General features: G+C 72.1%; 15 protein-coding genes. 9 read left to right on the plus strand and 6 right to left on the minus strand.

The annotated features are described in order from the left end of the window. The first annotated feature begins 8 nt into the window (after positions 1-8). The 6 genes from ASG96_RS23605 to pruA all read left to right on the plus strand — a co-directional run bounded on the left by ASG96_RS23605 (position 9) and on the right by pruA (position 6100). Positions 9-1316, plus strand: a complete 1308-nt coding sequence (locus tag ASG96_RS23605; RefSeq protein ID WP_162260182.1) for a phosphotransferase — start codon at positions 9-11, stop codon at positions 1314-1316. Positions 1317-1378: 62 nt separating this feature from the next. Further along, positions 1379-1981, plus strand: a complete 603-nt coding sequence (locus ASG96_RS08695; RefSeq protein WP_056753347.1) for a TetR/AcrR family transcriptional regulator — start codon at positions 1379-1381, stop codon at positions 1979-1981. A 120-nt stretch (positions 1982-2101) separates the two neighbouring features. After that, positions 2102-3043, plus strand: coding sequence for an alpha/beta hydrolase (locus ASG96_RS08700; protein WP_057587742.1), 942 nt, complete (start codon positions 2102-2104; stop codon positions 3041-3043). A 60-nt stretch (positions 3044-3103) separates the two neighbouring features. Next, positions 3104-3817, plus strand: a complete 714-nt coding sequence (locus ASG96_RS08705) for an SGNH/GDSL hydrolase family protein (RefSeq protein ID WP_057587743.1) — start codon at positions 3104-3106, stop codon at positions 3815-3817. A gap of 149 nt (positions 3818-3966) precedes the next feature. After that, positions 3967-4365 carry a DUF4870 domain-containing protein gene (locus ASG96_RS08710; protein WP_056753356.1) on the plus strand — a complete coding sequence of 133 codons (399 nt, stop codon included), beginning with the start codon at positions 3967-3969 and terminating at the stop codon, positions 4363-4365. A 106-nt stretch (positions 4366-4471) separates the two neighbouring features. Then, positions 4472-6100, plus strand: coding sequence for an L-glutamate gamma-semialdehyde dehydrogenase (pruA, locus tag ASG96_RS08715; RefSeq protein WP_056753359.1), 1629 nt, complete (start codon positions 4472-4474; stop codon positions 6098-6100). Between the two features lie 90 nt (positions 6101-6190). On the opposite strand, the gene ASG96_RS08720 is transcribed toward pruA, so the two are convergent. The 3 genes from ASG96_RS08720 to ASG96_RS08730 all read right to left on the minus strand — a co-directional run bounded on the left by ASG96_RS08720 (position 6191) and on the right by ASG96_RS08730 (position 7573). Beyond that, positions 6191-6688 carry a DUF2505 domain-containing protein gene (locus ASG96_RS08720; protein ID WP_057587744.1) on the minus strand — a complete coding sequence of 166 codons (498 nt, stop codon included), beginning with the start codon at positions 6686-6688 and terminating at the stop codon, positions 6191-6193. 85 nt (positions 6689-6773) lie between these two features. Beyond that, positions 6774-7265, minus strand: coding sequence for a hypothetical protein (locus ASG96_RS08725; protein WP_057587745.1), 492 nt, complete (start codon positions 7263-7265; stop codon positions 6774-6776). After that, positions 7262-7573, minus strand: coding sequence for a hypothetical protein (locus ASG96_RS08730; protein WP_056753367.1), 312 nt, complete (start codon positions 7571-7573; stop codon positions 7262-7264). The genes ASG96_RS08725 and ASG96_RS08730 overlap by 4 nt, the downstream gene beginning before the upstream one ends. A gap of 199 nt (positions 7574-7772) precedes the next feature. Here ASG96_RS08730 and ASG96_RS08735 point away from each other — a divergent pair, with 199 nt between their 5' ends. Further along, the gene (locus tag ASG96_RS08735) at positions 7773-12941 is read left to right on the plus strand and encodes an NAD-glutamate dehydrogenase (protein ID WP_235509117.1); all 5169 of its coding nucleotides are present in this window, start codon (positions 7773-7775) and stop codon (positions 12939-12941) included. A 265-nt stretch (positions 12942-13206) separates the two neighbouring features. Beyond that, positions 13207-14694, plus strand: coding sequence for a sensor histidine kinase (locus ASG96_RS08740; RefSeq protein ID WP_056753370.1), 1488 nt, complete (start codon positions 13207-13209; stop codon positions 14692-14694). A 114-nt stretch (positions 14695-14808) separates the two neighbouring features. On the opposite strand, the gene ASG96_RS08745 is transcribed toward ASG96_RS08740, so the two are convergent. Then, positions 14809-15057, minus strand: coding sequence for a WhiB family transcriptional regulator (locus ASG96_RS08745; RefSeq protein ID WP_020142976.1), 249 nt, complete (start codon positions 15055-15057; stop codon positions 14809-14811). Between the two features lie 346 nt (positions 15058-15403). Here ASG96_RS08745 and ASG96_RS08750 point away from each other — a divergent pair, with 346 nt between their 5' ends. Next, a complete protein-coding gene (locus tag ASG96_RS08750; RefSeq protein WP_235506417.1) occupies positions 15404-15832 on the plus strand; it encodes a hypothetical protein in 429 nt (142 codons plus the stop codon). On the opposite strand, the gene ASG96_RS08755 is transcribed toward ASG96_RS08750, so the two are convergent. Together ASG96_RS08755 and ASG96_RS23775 are read right to left on the minus strand one after the other, a co-directional pair. Then, a complete protein-coding gene (locus ASG96_RS08755; protein WP_057587747.1) occupies positions 15825-16664 on the minus strand; it encodes a GDSL-type esterase/lipase family protein in 840 nt (279 codons plus the stop codon). The genes ASG96_RS08750 and ASG96_RS08755 overlap by 8 nt on opposite strands. A gap of 4 nt (positions 16665-16668) precedes the next feature. Continuing rightward, positions 16669-16845, minus strand: a complete 177-nt coding sequence (locus ASG96_RS23775; RefSeq protein WP_020142973.1) for a DUF6104 family protein — start codon at positions 16843-16845, stop codon at positions 16669-16671. Between the last annotated feature and the right edge of the window lie 162 nt (positions 16846-17007).

A 17007-nucleotide genomic window follows, 5' to 3' on the forward strand; every position in this document is an offset into this window, starting at 1 on the left:
CTCGCCCCATGGCCGACGACGAGGTGGTCGCGCTCTACGACGAGGCCGGCGAGGTCGCGGGGTCGGCGCCGCGCTCGGTCATGCGTGCCCGCAACCTGCGCCACGCGGCGTCCTCGATCGTCGTGCGAGACCCGCTGGGGCGCGTGTACGTCCACCGGCGCACCACGACGAAGGACGTCTACCCGGGTCTGCTCGACCTCGCGGCCGGTGGGGTCGTCCTGGCGGGGGAGGACCCGTCGCGGGGCGCGGTGCGCGAGGTGGAGGAGGAGCTCGGGGTCTCCGGGGTCCGGCTCGAGCCGCTCGGGGTCGCGGACTACGCGGACGACCACACCCGCTACCGCGCCTTCCGGTTCGTCGTGACGTGGGACGGTCCGATCCGGTGGCAGCCAGAGGAGGTGTCGTGGGGGGAGTGGGTGACCGTCGAGGAGCTGGTGCGCCGGTTCGACGACCAGCCGGGGAGCATCGTGCCCGACAGCGTGGCGGTCTGGTCGCCGATCGTGCGCGCGTGGAACGCCGACCGGGTCCCGCTCCCGCAGGGGTGGGACACCGTGGCGACGCTCGTGGAGCGGCGCTGGGTCGACCGCACCGCGCGCCGCCCCGAGGTGGAGACCGCCCTGCTCGCCGAGGCGGTCCTGCTCCCGGCGATCGGGGACGGCCTGCCCGTGGAGGTGCCTCGACCGGTCGTGCTCGACCGTGAGCCGCTGCGCGTGCGGCACGTCCTCGTCGAGGGAGAGGCGGTCGACCCGGGACACCTGACGTCCGAGGACGGCGATGTCTTCGCGGCCTTCCTCTCGGCGCTCCATGCCACGCCGTTGCCCCTGGCCGCGGACGCCGGCTGCCCGTCGGCGGCGGACGACCACGTCCAGCGGGCTGCGCGGGCGGAGGGCTTCCGGCACGTCGTGCTGCCCCTGCTGCCGCCCGACCTCCGAGCGACCGGTGAGGCGCTGCTCGACCGCGTCTCCACGGTCGGTGCCCAGGCCCTCTGCCACGGCGACCTCGTGCCCGCGCACGTCCTCGCCCGTGACGGGCGCCTGTCCGGCGTCATCGACTGGGGCGCCGCCCGGGTCACCGACCCCGCCGTGGACCTCGCCTGGGCCCTCAACGCGACGTCCGCCGCCTTCGTGGAGGCCGTGGCGTCCGAAGTGGACCACGACACGCGGGCGCGGGCCCGGGACTGGTATGCGCTCGCACCGTGGTTCGCCGTCCACCACGGCGCGGCACCGCCCGGGATCGGGCTCTCGGGTGAGCCGTCGACGGCGGTCGAGCGTGCCGTCGGGGCCGTGCTCTCGCGTCTGCTGTGGTGGCGCGACGCCTGACGGGTTGTCGCGATCCCACCAGGCTCTTGTCAAGAACCGAACGATCGTGCTTTTATGAGTGCATGAGCAAGGGTGAGAGCACCAAGACGGCGATCCTCGACGAGGCGACCGAGCTCGCGTCCCTCGTCGGGCTCGGAGGTCTCACCATCGGCACGCTCGCCGCGGCGACGAAGTTGAGCAAGAGCGGTCTCTACGCCCACTTCGCGTCCAAGGAGTCGCTCCAGGTCCAGGTGCTCCAGCACGCCCGCGACCGGTTCACCGACGTCGTCATGCGCCCGACCGTGGCGACACCCCGCGGCGAGCCGCGGGTGCGTGAGTTCTTCGACCGGTGGATCACGTGGCAGTCCACCGGCTACGCCGGGGGTTGCATCTTCGTCGACGCAGCAAGCGAGTTCGACGACCAGGAGGGGCCGGTCCGTGACGAGCTCGTGCGCGCCGAGCGCGACAAGCTCGAGTCCCTGACCATGATCGTCGGCACCGCCGTGAGCGAGGGGCACTTCCGCGACGACGTCGATCCCGAGCAGTTCGGCTACGAGCTCGAGGGCATCGTGCTCGCCCACCACCATGCACGTCGTCTGATGCGCGACGGCCGGGCCGAGGAGCGTGCTCGGCGGGCCTTCGACCGCCTCGTCGACGACTGCCGGCCCGTCGCCAGGTCGGCCTGAACCCGACGGCACGTCCGCCGTCCGACCACCCAACCCACTGCCAGTCCAGGAGTCATCATGGTCTTCGTGTCGTCAGAGAAAAGCACGATCGTTCGGTCGTTTGTGAGAACCGGTCTTCGCGTGGCCGAGCCCGTGGCCCCGGGCGTCGCAGCGCACGTCGCCGAGCGTCTCTGGTTCCGGCTCGGGTCCCCGCGACCCGCGCCCTCCGCGGTCGTCACCACGGCCACCCCGGTGCGGGAGCTGCTCGGATCAGCCTTCGAGGTCGGGCTCCGGGGTCGCGCCGTCCGCGGCTGGACCTGGGGCGATGGCCCGGTCGTCTACCTCGTGCACGGCTGGGGCGGGAGCCTCGAGCAGCTGACGCCGCTCGTCGCGCCCCTGCTCGACCGCGGGATGCAGGTGGTCGCCTTCGACGGGCTCAGCCACGGCCGCTCGGACCCGGGTGTCCACGGCGCAGGGTCCTCCGACGCCGTCGAGCTCGGTCGCTCCCTCGACGCCGTCGCCGCACGCTTCGGGCCGGCGCGCGCCGTCGTCGCGCACTCGATGGGCGCCCTGTCCGCGCTGCTCGCGATCCGTGACGGCTGGCTCGCGGCGGAGCGGCTCGTGCTCATCGCCCCGCCGAGCGGCATACCCGACCTGCTCGTCCAGCTGACGAGCGAGCTGGGCCTGGGTGAGCGGACCACCCGCCGGCTCGTCGAGCGCATCCACCTCCGCACCGGCTACGCGCCCGACGAGCTCGACCTCGTGAGGATCGCGTCCGCGCTCGAGCGCCGCGAGCGGCCCGAGCTGCTCGTCGTCCACGACCTGCTCGACCGTGAGGTGCCGCACGCCCCGTCCGCCCGCCTCGTGCAGTCCTGGCCCGGGGCGCAGCTGCTGTCGACCGCCGGGCTCGGGCACCGCCGGGTGCTCGCGGACGCGGCCGTCGGGGGAGCGGTGGCACGCTTCGTCGACCGGCTCCCGGTGGAGCCCAGCCTGCACGGTGACGACCGGCCCCAGCCGTTCGCCGACGAGGTCGCCGACGGCGCCTCGGGCGTGGGCACCCAGACCCGCGCCGGCGCGGCCTGACCGTCCCACGTGCTGGTCCGGGGGAGTCGCAGCCGCGTCATCCCTTGTTACCTTGCGCGGATGGACTTCACCGCTGACGAGTACGCCCGCCGCGATGCCGACCGCCTCCGCGAGATCCTCTCGGGACCGCCCGTGACCTGGGTCTTCCTCGGCGACAGCATCACGCAGGGCGTCGTGCACACGCACGGCCGTCGCGGCTACGTCGAGCACTTCGCCGAGCGCGTACGCGGTGAGCTCGGGCGTCGTGGTGACGCGGTGATCAACTCCGGGGTGTCCGGGGCGACCACCGAGGACCTCCTGCCCGAGTTCCACTGGCGTGCAGGGCGTTTCGCGCCCGACGTCGTCTTCGTGATGTTCGGCACCAACGACATCCTGGCCGGAGAGGACGGGGTGCGCGCGTTCCGCTACCGCCTCGACCAGATCGTCCAGCGCTCCCGCGACGTCGGTGCCACCGTCGTCCTCCAGACGCCGCCGCCGGTGCTCGAGGACGGCGGACGCGGGCCCCGTCTCATCGCGCTCTACGCGGAGGCGGTGCGCGAGGTCGCACGCGACCTCGGCGTCCTCGTCGTCGACCACGCTGCCGCGTGGGAGTCCGCCGCGTCCGACGCCGGTGAGGACGTGGCGCCCGCCGGGTGGCTCGACGACACGTTCCACCCCGGTGCCCGCGGCCACCACGAGCTGACGCTGACCCTCCTGTCGACCATCGGCATCGCCGACCCCGCCAGCGAGGTCTGCTCCCTCGACGCCGAGGACACCGTGGGCGCCCACGCCTGAACCCCGCCAGCACCCACGCGCGGCGATCGCGGGGCGCGCGGCCCTCCCGGACCCACCCGACGGTCGTCGCCGCGGGTCAGGGTGACTCAGGGTCGGATCAGGGTGCTCCCCAGCAGCGGAACGGCTCGGGGTCGCGCCACGATGGGGTCATGACACAACCGATCCCTCACCCGTCCGGCCAGTCCCTGGCGCCGACGAGCGAAGAGCGCACGTGGGCCGTCCTCGGCCACCTGGCCGCCATCGTCGCCGCCGTCATCTCCGTCGGCTGGCTCAGCTTCGTCGGCCCCTTGCTCATCTGGGCCATCTACAAGGACCGCAGCGCGTTCGTCCGCAAGGCCGCCGCCGACTCCTTCAACTTCAACCTCGCCGTCTGGGCCGCCATCATCGTCGGCTGGGTCATGCTCTTCACGGTGATCCTCATCCCGGTGGCCGTCATCGTGTGGATCGTCGCCGTCGTGGCCGCGTTGTGGTTCCACATCCGGGCGGCGATGGCCGCCAGCCGCGGTGAGTCCTTCCGCTACCCGTGGGGCATCCCCGTCCTGCACTGACGGGCACTGCGGCAGGCATGGAACGATGGGGTGGCTCCGCCCACGAGGCGGACCACCCCACTCGCCTTCATCGGGCGAAGCCCCGTGCCAACCGCAGGAGAACTTGATGGACGCCGTGACCCACGTGCCCGCACCGGCCAACGAGCCGGTGCTCGACTACGCACCGGGCTCGCCCGAGCGAGCCGCGCTCGAGGTCGCCCTCGCCGAGCTGGGGTCGACCCAGACCGAGCTACCCCACACGATCAACGGTGAGCGCGTCACCGGCACCGGCCGCAAGGTCGCCGTGCGCCAGCCGCACGCCCACCGCAAGGTCCTCGGCACGCTGCGCAACGCCACGGTCAAGGAGGGCCAGGCGGCCGTCGACGCCGCCAAGGCCGCCGCCCCGATGTGGCGCGAGCTGTCCTTCGACGACCGCGCCGCGATCCTGCTCAAGGCCGCCGAGCTGCTCTCCGGACCGTGGCGCGCCCGCCTCAACGCCGCGACGATGCTCGGCCAGAGCAAGACGGCCTACCAGGCCGAGATCGACGCCGCGTGCGAGCTCATCGACTTCTGGCGCATCAACGTCCACTTCGCCCGCCAGATCCTCGAGCAGCAGCCGCCGCTCAACGCCAAGGGCATCTGGAACCGCTCCGACTACCGCTCGCTCGAGGGTTTCGTCTACGCGATCACGCCGTTCAACTTCACGGCGATCGCCGGCAACCTGCCGACCGCCCCGGCGCTCATGGGCAACACCGTCGTCTGGAAGCCGAGCCCGACGCAGCAGCTCGCGGCGCAGCTCACGATGGAGCTGCTCGAGGAGGCCGGCATGCCGCCGGGCGTCATCAACCTGGTGACCGGCGACGGCATCAACGTCAGCAAGGCCGCGCTGCGCGACGAGGACCTCGCCGGCATCCACTTCACCGGCTCGACGCCGACGTTCAAGCACCTGTGGCACGAAGTCGGCACCAACCTCGACCGCTACCGCACCTACCCGCGCCTCGTCGGCGAGACCGGCGGCAAGGACTTCATCCTCGCCCACCCCAGCGCCGACCCGGCCGTCCTGCGCACGGCGATGATCCGTGGCGCCTTCGAGTTCCAGGGCCAGAAGTGCTCGGCCGCCTCGCGTGCCTACGTGCCGGCGTCGGTCTGGAAGCAGATCAAGGGCGACCTCGTCGACATCACCAACGGCCTGACGCAGGGCGACGTCACCGACCTGTCCAACTTCATGGGTGCCGTCATCGACGACCGTGCGTTCGCCAAGCACAAGGACGCCATCGACCGGGCTCACGCGACCACGGGCATCGACGTCGTGGCCGGCGGCACCTACGACGACTCGGTCGGCTACTTCGTGCGCCCGACGGTGCTCGAGATCAAGGACGCCGCCGACGAGTCCTTCCGCACCGAGTACTTCGGCCCGATCCTGTCGGTGCACGTCTTCCCCGACGCCCAGTACGACGCGGTGCTCGACCAGATGGAGCGCTTCGCGCCCTTCGGCCTCACCGGCTCGATCATCGCCCAGGACCGTCGCGTCATCGCCGACGCCACGAAGCGTCTGCGCTTCGCCGCCGGCAACTTCTACGTCAACGACAAGCCGACCGGTGCCGTCGTCGGCCAGCAGCCGTTCGGTGGCGGCCGCGCGTCCGGCACCAACGACAAGGCGGGCGCGGCACAGAACCTGCTGCGCTGGACGAGCGTCCGCTCCATCAAGGAGACGTTCGTCCCGCCGACGAACCACACCTACCCGCACATGGGCTGACCCTCCCGAGGCGCGTATGCCGCTGGGCCCGTCTCCGTCAGGAGGCGGGCCCAGCCGCGTGTCGACGCCACGGTCGTGGCGGGCAGCGGGTCAGGCGCGCCCGGACAGCCAGGCGTTGCCGGTGCGCTGCTCGCTGCGGATGGCGTCGATGACCGCGGGGGCTGCGGCCTTCTCGACCTTGCCGCCGAACAGCGGGATCGACGCCTTGAGGTCGCCGTCGATGGTGATCTGCGTGCCGCTCCCCGAGGGGGCGAGGCGGATCGTCGACCGCATGGCGACCGGCGCGCCCGCCACCTCGACCGTCAGCGTGCCCGAACGCGAGCCGTCGCCGCCGGCTCCACCCCACTCGTAGGTCTCGGTCACCGAGAGGGTCGAGCCCACGATGGACTTCGCGAAGTCGGGGAGGTCGTCGGCCGGGAGGTCGCGCTTCGTCACGACGCGCGTTCCGTCCCCGGCGGGGCTGACGGCGGCCTCGTGCCGGTGCGCGCCGGCCTCGACGCACTTGCGCTCCTGGAAGGCCACGTCGGAGACCATGGCGTAGACGGTCTCGGGCGGGGCGGCATACGTGATCGTCTCGGAGATCTTCATGGCCGACACGCTATTGCACGGCCCGCCGCACCCCGAGGACGTACGCCGTCCGACGGGTCACGTCGCCACGTCCGGGGGTGGCGGCTCAGAGGCCGGAGCGGGCGCGGTCGGAGAGCGCGGCCAGCGTCGTGCCTGACGTCTCGAGCTCGCGCCGCAGGCGGGCCAGCTCGCGCGAGCGCACCGCCGTCACGCGGTTGAGCAGCTCCTGGAGGCGATCGCGCTCGGCGAGGCGTTCGCCGGGCTCGACCCGGCTGGGGCCCGCGCGCTCGACGACGAGCCGGCCGTCGACGACGAGGTCGCAGCGCGTCAGGGCCGGCTCGAGGGCGCGGACGCGGGCCGCCGACTCGACGGCGGTGGTGGTCCACGACTGGAGCAGGCCGCCGACGCGGTCGAGCTCGGTGGCGGCGCGGGTCACGAGGTCGCGCTCGTGGCCCGTGGGGTCGGGGGAGCCGGTGCGCCCGGCCCGTCGGGCGGCCGCGTCGAGGTCGACGACGAGGTCGGCGAGCCGACCGGCCTGCGTGCGCAGGGCGCCGCCGAGGGCCGACGTCGAGCCGGGGTCGCCTGGGGACAGGCTCATCGGGAGTCACCCGACCGCGTCGCGGGTCCCGGTGCGTCCGATCCGCCGTCGTCGGCGCCCTCGCGGGGTCGGTCGGGTGCGGCGCCGAGGTCGAGCAGCCGCTCCTCGAGGGCTTCCGAGAGGGCTCGGAGCGTGTCGGCCGCCTGCTCGACCCAGGTGTCCAGGGCGCGCTGCGTGGGCAGGTCGCCGAGGTCGGGCAGGTGCGTCAGCAGGTCGTCGGAGAGGGTCCGCGTCGTCGACCTCCCGGTCGCGAGGGCCCGGAGCGTCGCGGGGTCCGCAGCGCCCGGCACCCGGCTCCCCTCGGTCATGGGACCACTCTAGGGACTGCCCGCTCGGGCGCCGGGAGTTCTCCACCGGGTGTCCCGTCCGTCGCTCGAGTCCCAGCCGCGCGGTGCCCGGCGGGGGTGGTTCGGGAGCGGGCGCGGACGGGGATAGGCTCACATGGTGAGATGCGCGGCACAACGACGTGTCGCCGCACAGGCCACACGGTGAGGATCCGACTACCGCATGTCAGCGTCACTCGAACAGTCTCGAATCGACGTCATGAAGGCCGCTGCCGCGGCAGTGGCGCCTCCCCCTCGACGGGGTCGAGGCCGATCCGGCGGGACGGCGTCCCGTGAGCTCGAGGAGTTCCTCCTCGCCTACTACCGTCTCGTCGCGACCGAGGACCTGCTGGCCCGCCCGGCGCGCGAGCTCGCGACGATCGCCACCGAGCACCGAGCCTTCGCCCAGGAGCGCCAGGTCGGCACCTTCAACGTGCGCGTGTTCAACCCGACCGCCGACGACGAGGGCTGGTCGACGGGACACACGGTCGTCCAGATCGTCGTGGACGACATGCCCTTCCTCGTCGACTCCGTCGTCGCCGCGCTCGGCGGCTTCGACCGCGGCGTGCACCTCATCGTGCACCCGCAGATGACCGTGTCCCGCACCATCACGGGCGAGCTCATGTCGGTCATCACCGACGGCTCGACCACCGTGCAGTCGAGCTCCGTCGGGCTCGTCCGCGAGTCGTGGATGCACCTCGAGATCGACCGGCTGCCAGCCGACGCCCTGCCCGACGTCGAGGCCCGCCTGCGCCACGTCCTCGAGAACGTCCGCGACTCCGTCGAGGACTGGCCCAAGATGCGCGCCCACGCTCTCACCATCGCGAGCGAGCTGCGCTCGGCGACGCCGCCCGGCACCGACCCCCACCAGGCGCGCGAGGCCAGCCGCTTCCTCGAGTGGCTCGCGCACAACAACTTCACCTTCCTCGGCTACCGCGAGTACTCCCTCGCGCACGAGGACGGCAAGGACGTGTCGCGCCAGGTCCCGGGCACCGGGCTCGGACTGCTGCGCTACGACCGGCCTTCTGCCGGAAAGGGACTCGTGCTCACGCCGGCTGCCAGCCGGGCCGCTCGTGACTCCACCATCCTCATCATCACCAAGGCCAACTCGCGCGCGACGGTCCACCGGGACGTCTACCTCGACTACATCTCGATCAAGCGCTTCGACGCCCGCGGCGAGTGCGTCGGCGAGCAGCGCTTCCTGGGCCTCTACGCCTCGGCCGCCTACAACGACACCATCCACGACATCCCGCTGCTCGACGTGCGCGCGCAGGAGGTGCTGCGCCTGACCGGCCTCAGCGCCGACAGCCACTCGGGCAAGGACATCCTCCAGATCCTCGAGACCTACCCCCGCGACGAGCTCTTCCAGACGAGCCCGGCACAGCTGGCCGAGATCGCGACGAGCGTGCTGCACCTCCAGGAGCGCCGCAAGACCAAGCTCTTCCTGCGCCGCGACGAGTTCGGCCGCTTCGTCTCCTGCCTCGTCTACCTGCCCCGCGACCGCTACAACACGACCGTGCGCCTGCGCATCGAGGCGATCCTGCTCGAGGCCTTCGGCGGCGAGAACATCGACAACACGACGCGGGTCAGCGAGTCCACGCTCGCCCGCCTCCACTTCGTCGTGCGGATGCCGACCGGCACCGACATCCCGGACATCGACGAGGTCGCCCTCGAGAAGCGCGTCATCGACGCGACCCGCACGTGGGACGAGGACCTCTCGGAGGCGCTCGGCCAGGCACGTGGGCTCGAGGGTGCGGCACGGACCATGGCGGCGTACGCCAAGGCCCTGCCCGAGGCGTACAAGGAGGACTTCGACGTCGAGACCGCGGTCGAGGACCTCGACCGCATCGACGCGCTCGGTGACGGCGACCGCACGACCGGGCTGCACCTCTACGACGACCCGGCGTCCGACGACCCGCGCGAGCGCCGCTTCAAGCTCTACCGCCGTGCGGACCTCTCGCTGACGCAGGTGCTGCCGCTCTTCACCCACCTCGGCGTCGAGGTGACCGACGAGCGCCCCTACGAGGTGCCCGGTCCCGACCGCCGCACGCTGCACATCTTCGATTTCGGGCTGTGTGCCGACGCCCGCACGTGGGGGTCCGGGGACGCGACCCTCGCCGGCGACGTCCGCGAGCGCTTCGAGGAGGCGTTCCGGGCCGTGTGGGACGGTCGGGCCGAGTCCGACGGCTTCAACGCGCTCGTGCTCGCGGCCGGGCTGACGTGGCGGCAGGTCGTCATCCTGCGCACCGTCGCCAAGTACCTCCGCCAGACCGGCTCGACCTTCTCGCAGGACTACGTCGAGTCGGCGCTCGTCGCCAACACCGGCATCGCCCGCAGTCTCGTCGAGCTCTTCGAGGCGCGCTTCGACCCGGACGCCTGCCCCGACACCGAGGCGGGTCACGACAAGCGAGCCGCCCGTCAGAAGCGCGTCGTGACGGCCATCAAGGAAGCCCTCGACGACGTCGCGAGCCTCGACCACGACCGCATCGTGCGAGCCCTGCTGGGCGTCATCCAGGCGAGCCTGCGCACGAACTTCTACCAGCCCGACGAGAACGGCCGCGCCAAGTCGTACGTCTCGCTCAAGCTCAACCCCAAGAAGGTCCCCGACCTGCCGGCGCCGCGGCCGATGTTCGAGATCTGGGTCTACAGCCCCCGGGTCGAGGGCGTGCACCTGCGCTTCGGCAAGGTGGCCCGCGGCGGCCTGCGCTGGTCCGACCGGCGCGAGGACTTCCGCACCGAGGTCCTCGGTCTCGTCAAGGCGCAGATGGTCAAGAACGCCGTCATCGTGCCGACCGGCAGCAAGGGCGGCTTCTACGCCAAGCAGCTGCCCGACCCGGCCGTCGACCGGGCGGCCTGGATGGACGAGGGCATCGCGTCCTACAAGCTCTTCATCTCCGGGCTGCTCGACCTCACCGACAACCTCGTCTCGGGTGCCGCGGTGCCGCCGCACCGGGTCGTGCGCCACGACGAGGACGACACCTACCTCGTCGTCGCGGCCGACAAGGGCACGGCGAAGTTCTCCGACATCGCCAACGGCCTCTCGGCGGACTACGGCTTCTGGCTCGACGACGCGTTCGCGTCCGGCGGCTCGGCCGGCTACGACCACAAGGGCATGGGCATCACGGCCCGCGGCGCGTGGGAGTCGGTCAAGCGCCACTTCCGCGAGCTCGGTGTCGACACCCAGACCCAGGAGTTCACGGTCGTCGGCGTCGGCGACATGAGCGGTGACGTCTTCGGCAACGGCATGCTCCTCTCGGAGCACATCCGCCTCCTCGCGGCCTTCGACCACCGGCACATCTTCGTCGACCCGGACCCCGACGCCGCCCGCTCGTACGCCGAGCGCCGGCGGATGTTCGACCTGCCCGGTTCGTCGTGGGCCGACTACGACGAGAAGCTCATCAGCAAGGGCGGCGGCATCTTCCCGCGCTCGGCCAAGTCGGTGCCGGTGAGCCCCGAGATGGTCACCGCGCTGGGGCTGCGCTCCGGCACGAAGTCGATGACGCCGGCCGACCTCATGAAGGCCATCCTGCTCGCGCCCGTCGACCTGCTCTGGAACGGCGGCATCGGCACCTACGTCAAGGCCGCCGCCGAGACCAACTCCGAGATCGGCGACCGCGCCAACGACGCGATCCGCGTCAACGGCAGCGACCTGCGCTGCAAGGTCGTCGGCGAGGGCGGCAACCTCGGGGCGAGCCAGCTCGGCCGCATCGAGGCGGCGCTCGCGGGGGTCCGGGTCAACACCGACGCGATCGACAACAGCGCCGGCGTCGACACCTCCGACCACGAGGTCAACATCAAGATCCTGCTCACCGAGCTGACCCGCTCGGGCGAGCTGACGACGAAGCGCCGCAACACGCTCCTCGCCTCGATGACCGACGAGGTCGCCGAGCAGGTGCTCCGCGACAACTACGAGCAGAACGTCCTGCTCGGCAACGCCCGCGCACAGCAGCACGCGATGCTCGGCGTGCACGAGCGCCTCATCCAGTTCCTCGAGGCCAACGGCGACCTCGACCGCTCGCTCGAGTTCCTCCCGAGCGACGCCGAGATCGCGCGCCGCCAGAAGGACGGGCTCGGCCTGGCGTCGCCGGAGTTCTCGGTGCTCGTCGCCTACGCGAAGCTCTACCTCAAGAACCAGCTGATCACGACGGCCCTGCCCGACGACCCGTGGTTCGAGTCGACGCTGGCCGATTACTTCCCGAAGCCGTTGCGCGGCAAGTACGCCGAGGAGATCGGCGCGCACCCGCTGCGCCGCGAGATCATCACCAACGCGGTGGCGAACTCGATGGTCAACCGCGGCGGCATCACCTTCGCCTACCGGGCGGGAGAGGAGACGGGCGCCACCCCCGAGCAGGTCGCGCGTGCCTACGTCGTCTGTCGTGAGGTGTTCGACCTCGCCGGGTTCGTCCGCGGCGTCGAGGCCACCGACAACGTCGTGAGCACCGGGGCGCAGACGGCGCTCTACCTCGAGTTCCGTCGCCTCATCGACCGCTCGGTCCGCTGGTTCCTCACGTCCCGTCCCGCGACGCTCGACATCGCCGCTGAGGTGGCACGTTTCCGCCCCGGCATCGAGTCCTTCTCCGGTCGCATCGCCGAGCTGCTCCAGGGCAGCGAGCGCAGGCGCCTGCAGCGCCGGGCCAGCGAGCTCGAGGGCAAGGGTGTGCCGGAGGAGCTCGCGCTCGCCGCGGCGTCGCTGCTCGACCTCTACTCGCTGCTCGACTGCATCGAGATCGCCGAGGACACCGGCGAGAAGCTCGACGAGGTCGTCGGGGTCTACTTCCTGACGTCCGAGACCTTCTCGATCGACGCGATGCTGACGCGGGTCACGATGCTGCCGCGTGACGACCGCTGGGACGCCATGGCACGCGGTGCGCTGCGCGACGACCTCTACGCCGTCCTCGAGAGCCTGACCCGGTCGGTGCTCGAGGTGAGCAACCCGCGTCACGACGCCGGAGCCCGCCTCACCGAGTGGTCCGAGCTCAACGCCGACGCGCTCGGCCGGGCCCGCGCCGCGCTCGGCGGCATCGAGCGGATGAGCCACGCCGGCATCGCCGCGCTCTCGGTCGCGCTGCGCACCCTGCGCACCGTGACGAAGCCGGCCTCCTCGGGTGCGCCGGCTCCAGCGCCGACCTCGTCCTCGTCTTCGGAGCAGCCGACGCCGACGACGAAGCCGGCGACGAAGAAGGCCGCCGCGAAGGCGACGACGAAGAAGTCGGCCGCGAAGGCGACGACGAAGAAGTCGGCCGCGAAGGCGACGACGAAGAAGGCGGCGACCAAGCCGGCGGAGAAGACCGCGACGACGAAGGCGCCGGCGAAGAAGGTGGCACCTCGCGCCACCGCCGGCTCCCGCAGCTGAGCTGACGCCCGGACCCGCGGGTCGAGGTGTGCCGTCGCGCCGGGTCGCGACGCATCACCTCGACCCGCGCGAGCGGGGCCCGAGCAGGTGGGGTCAGGGCACGAGGCGTGGTGGTGGGAGCGGCATCGGAGGCGGGAGCGGACGCTGGGAGCGAGCGTCACGGCATACTCCCGCCGACGCTCCACGCCGCGAGCGCCGCCATGCCTCGCTCCCGACCCCGACGCCCGCGCGACGCGGGGCCGGCGCGGCTCACTAGGCTCGGGACGTGGCAACCCTGAGCGAGCTCCTGCGCGGGCGGACGAACCTGCCCGACCACGACGTCGAGTGGCTGCACCTGCTCGTCGGTGACTGGCAGCTCGTCGCCGACCTCTCCTTCGCCGACCTCGTGCTCTGGGTCCGGTCCATCAGCGACCGCTGGGAGGCCGTCGCCCACGTGCGCCCGACGACCGGCCAGCTCGTCTTCGTCGAGGACCAGGTCGGCCGCGTCGCCGATCCCGGCCGCACCCGTGACCTGCTCGACGAGGCGGCTGCCGAGCAGCGCATCCTGCGGGTGCGGCAGGTCGTCGTCCCCCACGAGCACGGAGCCGACCAGTCGGTGCGCGAGGAGTACATCCCCGTCGTCCGCGGCGGTCACGTCGTCGCCGTCCTGACGCGCCACACGAACCTCTGGACCACCCGCACACCGAGCCGCCTCGAGCTGACCTACCTCGCCACCGCCGACGCCCTGTGCCGCATGGTCACCGGGGGAGAGTTCCCGCACAGCGGCGCCCCGACCGGCCTGCGCCGCGGCGCGCCCCGCGTCGGTGACGGCGTCATCCGGCTGGACGTCGACGGCATCGTCACCTACGCCAGCCCGAATGCCGTCTCCGCCCTCCACCGGCTCGGGCACCTTGGCGAGGTGGTCGGGGCGAGCCTTGCCCAGATCGTCACCGACAACGTCCGCGAGTCCTACCCCGTCGACGAGGGGCTGCCGCTCGTCGTCACCGGCCGCCAGCCGTGGCGCACCGAGGTCGTCGCGGGCGGCACGACCGTCTCGATGCGCGCGATCCCGCTCACCGAGGCGGGGCAGCGCTTCGGGGCGATCGTGCTGATGCGCGACGTCGGCGAGCTGCGCCGGCGGGAGCGCGAGCTCATGACGAAGGACGCGACGATCCGCGAGATCCACCACCGCGTGAAGAACAACCTCCAGTCCGTGGCCGCCCTGCTCCGACTCCAGTCGCGCCGGCTGCCCGACGGCGAGGCCAAGGTGGCGCTCGCCGAGGCCGAGCGCCGGGTCGGGACCATCGCCATGGTCCACGACCAGCTGAGCCAGGGCTTCGACGAGACCGTCGAGTTCGACACCATCGCCCAGCGCGGGCTCAACGCCGTCGTCGAGGTGTCGGCGAACGGCGCGCCCGTCCACACCGTCACCCAGGGGTCGTTCGGGCGCCTGCGCGCCGAGGACGCGACGTCACTGGCCATGATCATGAGCGAGCTCGTCCAGAACGCCATCGAGCACGGCCTCGGCGACGCCGGGGGAGAGGTGCGCATCTTCATCGACCGGCAGACCGACGAGCGGGGCCAGCAGATGGTCGCGGTCGCGGTCGAGGACGATGGCAAGGGCATCGACCCCGCGCGGCGTCCGGGGTCGGGCCTCGGGACCCAGATCGTCCAGTCGCTCGTCAGCGACCTCCAGGGCCGCATCTCGTGGGAGGCCGTCGTGCCGCACGGCACGCGGGCCCGGTTCACCGCGAGCCTCCGCCCGATCTCCTGAGCCCCGCGCCGCCGGGGACGCCAGGACCGGTCGCCACGCGACGGCATACGCAGGCAGCCAAAAGCCCGGCGACCTGACGGTCACCGGGCTCGACGACGGTGGTCGTGCGGGGGCTCAGCCTGCGCGGCGGGCCCGCGCGTTGCGGCGCTTCAGGGCTCGGCGCTCGTCCTCGGAGAGGCCGCCCCACACGCCGGCATCCTGGCCGGTCTCGAGGGCCCACTTGAGGCAGGTGTCCATGACCGGACAGGTCCGGCACACAGCCTTCGCCTCCTCGATCTGCAGGATGGCCGGGCCGGTGTTCCCGATGGGGAAGAACAGCTCCGGATCGGCCTCCAGGCAGGCAGCGCGGTCGCGCCAATCCATGTGGATCGTGCTCCTTCATGTATGTCGGTTCGCACCGACGCCGGGTGTCGGTCGCGGTGCTTGTGCTCGGGGCGCCAGCGTCGTTGTCGGAGCCAAGTCATGGTGTCGTCGTGCACGGGGTGATGACCCCCTGACCAACGGAAACGCGCACGAAGTTGTTCCGTACGCGTTGAGGGCCATGAACCAGTGTGACCAGCAACCATGTCATGTTCAACGCCTTGGGCGCCGATCACACCAAGGATTGAGTCTATCGGCAGACGGCTCCCAGTTCCAGACCTCGGGGCCGTCAGGCGCCCCCACCACCCGCACGGACGGCCCGCAGCGGACGGATCGCTAGGCTGGCGGGGTGACCTCATCGACCTCCCCGAGCCGCGAGGTGCGCGGATCGCACCGTGCTGCAGGGCTGCTCACGCTCCTCGAGGCCCTCGCGGTCCTCGGCTTCGCCGCCTTCTACGTCTACGAGATGGTGACGGGCGCCACAGACGACGTCACGAGGGCGGCGACCTCAGGAGCCCTCATCCTGGTCTTCGGACTGGGTCTGCTCGCGCTCGCCCGGGGCTGGGCACGCGCCGCGGACTGGCCGCGCACGCCCACGGTGCTCTGGAACGCGCTCCTGCTGCCCGTCGCGTGGTCGCTCCACGAGTCGGACCGCACACCGGTGGCCCTGGCCGTGGGGCTCGTCGCGGTCGCGAGCATCGTGGCCGCGGTGGCGGCGCCGCGGCGCCGCGCCGACGCCGACACGGACGACGAGCGCGACACGGACGTCGTCAGCTGAGCGAGAGCCAGTCGTTCCAGCCGTTGTGGAGCACGAGCCACGCGATGAGGCCGTAGCCCGCCTGGCCGGGATGCGCCCGGTCGGGGCTCGCCGCGAGGTCGGCCATCCACTGGTCGTGCGTGGCGAGGGGCCGGTAGCAGTCGACGTAGGTGATGCCGCGGCGCGAGCACACGTCGGCCTGGGCCTCGGCCAGCGCCTCGATCTTGCGGTTCATCTCGTCGTCGAGGGTTGGCGTCAGGCCGACGACGAAGACGCCGATCCCGGCGTTGGTCGCCTCGTCGAGGACGTTGGCGAGGTTGAGCCGCGAACGGGCCATCGTCATGCCCGACACGACGTCGTTGATGCCCACGTTGAGCACGAGCCGGCGCTCGGCGCGGCCCTTCCAGCGGGGGTGGCACTCGGCGCCCCAGCGGGCCACGACGTCGCCCGACGTGTTGCCCCGGACACCGAGGTTGTACGCGGTGAGGTCGAGGTCGGGGTGCTGCGTGCGGGCGACGACGCGCCCGACCCAGCCCAGACCCTTGGGGTCGCCGTAGCCGGCGGTCATCGAGGCGCCGACGAAGACCATCCCGACGTCGCGGATCCCGTCGGCGACCGTGAACTCGGCGCTCGGCGCGTAGTACGGGTCCTCGGCCGGTGCGGCGTCGACAGCGGACTCCGCGGGGGCGGCAGGCGCGGTGGGTGCGGTGGGCTCGGGAGCGGACGCGGCGGCATACCGCCCCGGGGCGTCGTTGGTGAACTGGGTGTGGGACGAGGGGTAGGCGGGGCCCACGCCGTAGGGCTCCCTCGGTGCGTCGGCGTGCGTCTCGGCCCTGTCGCTGCGGTCGCTCACGTGCTCAGTCCTCGTCGTCGTCCAGTCGGGCGAGCCACGTCGCGAGTCGCTCGACCGGCACCTCGAACTCGGGGTTGAGGTCGACGAAGGTGCGCAGCTGCTCGGCGAGCCACTCGATGGTGACCTCGTCCTCGCCGCGACGCGCCGCCAGCTCCTCGATGCCCCTGTCGGTGAAGTACACGATGGGAGGTTATCGCGTGCCGGGGTGGGGTCGGCGGAGGCGGGCCGAGGACCGGGCACATCGCCCGCGTGCTGTGAAGACACGCCCGCGTATGCCGTCACGCCCGGGACGCAGCGAGGGACCCCGCCGTCGTGGCGGGGTCCCTCGGGTGCTCGGTCGCCC

The organism is Terrabacter sp. Soil810, assembly GCF_001429645.1.
GTDB lineage: Bacteria > Actinomycetota > Actinomycetes > Actinomycetales > Dermatophilaceae > Terrabacter.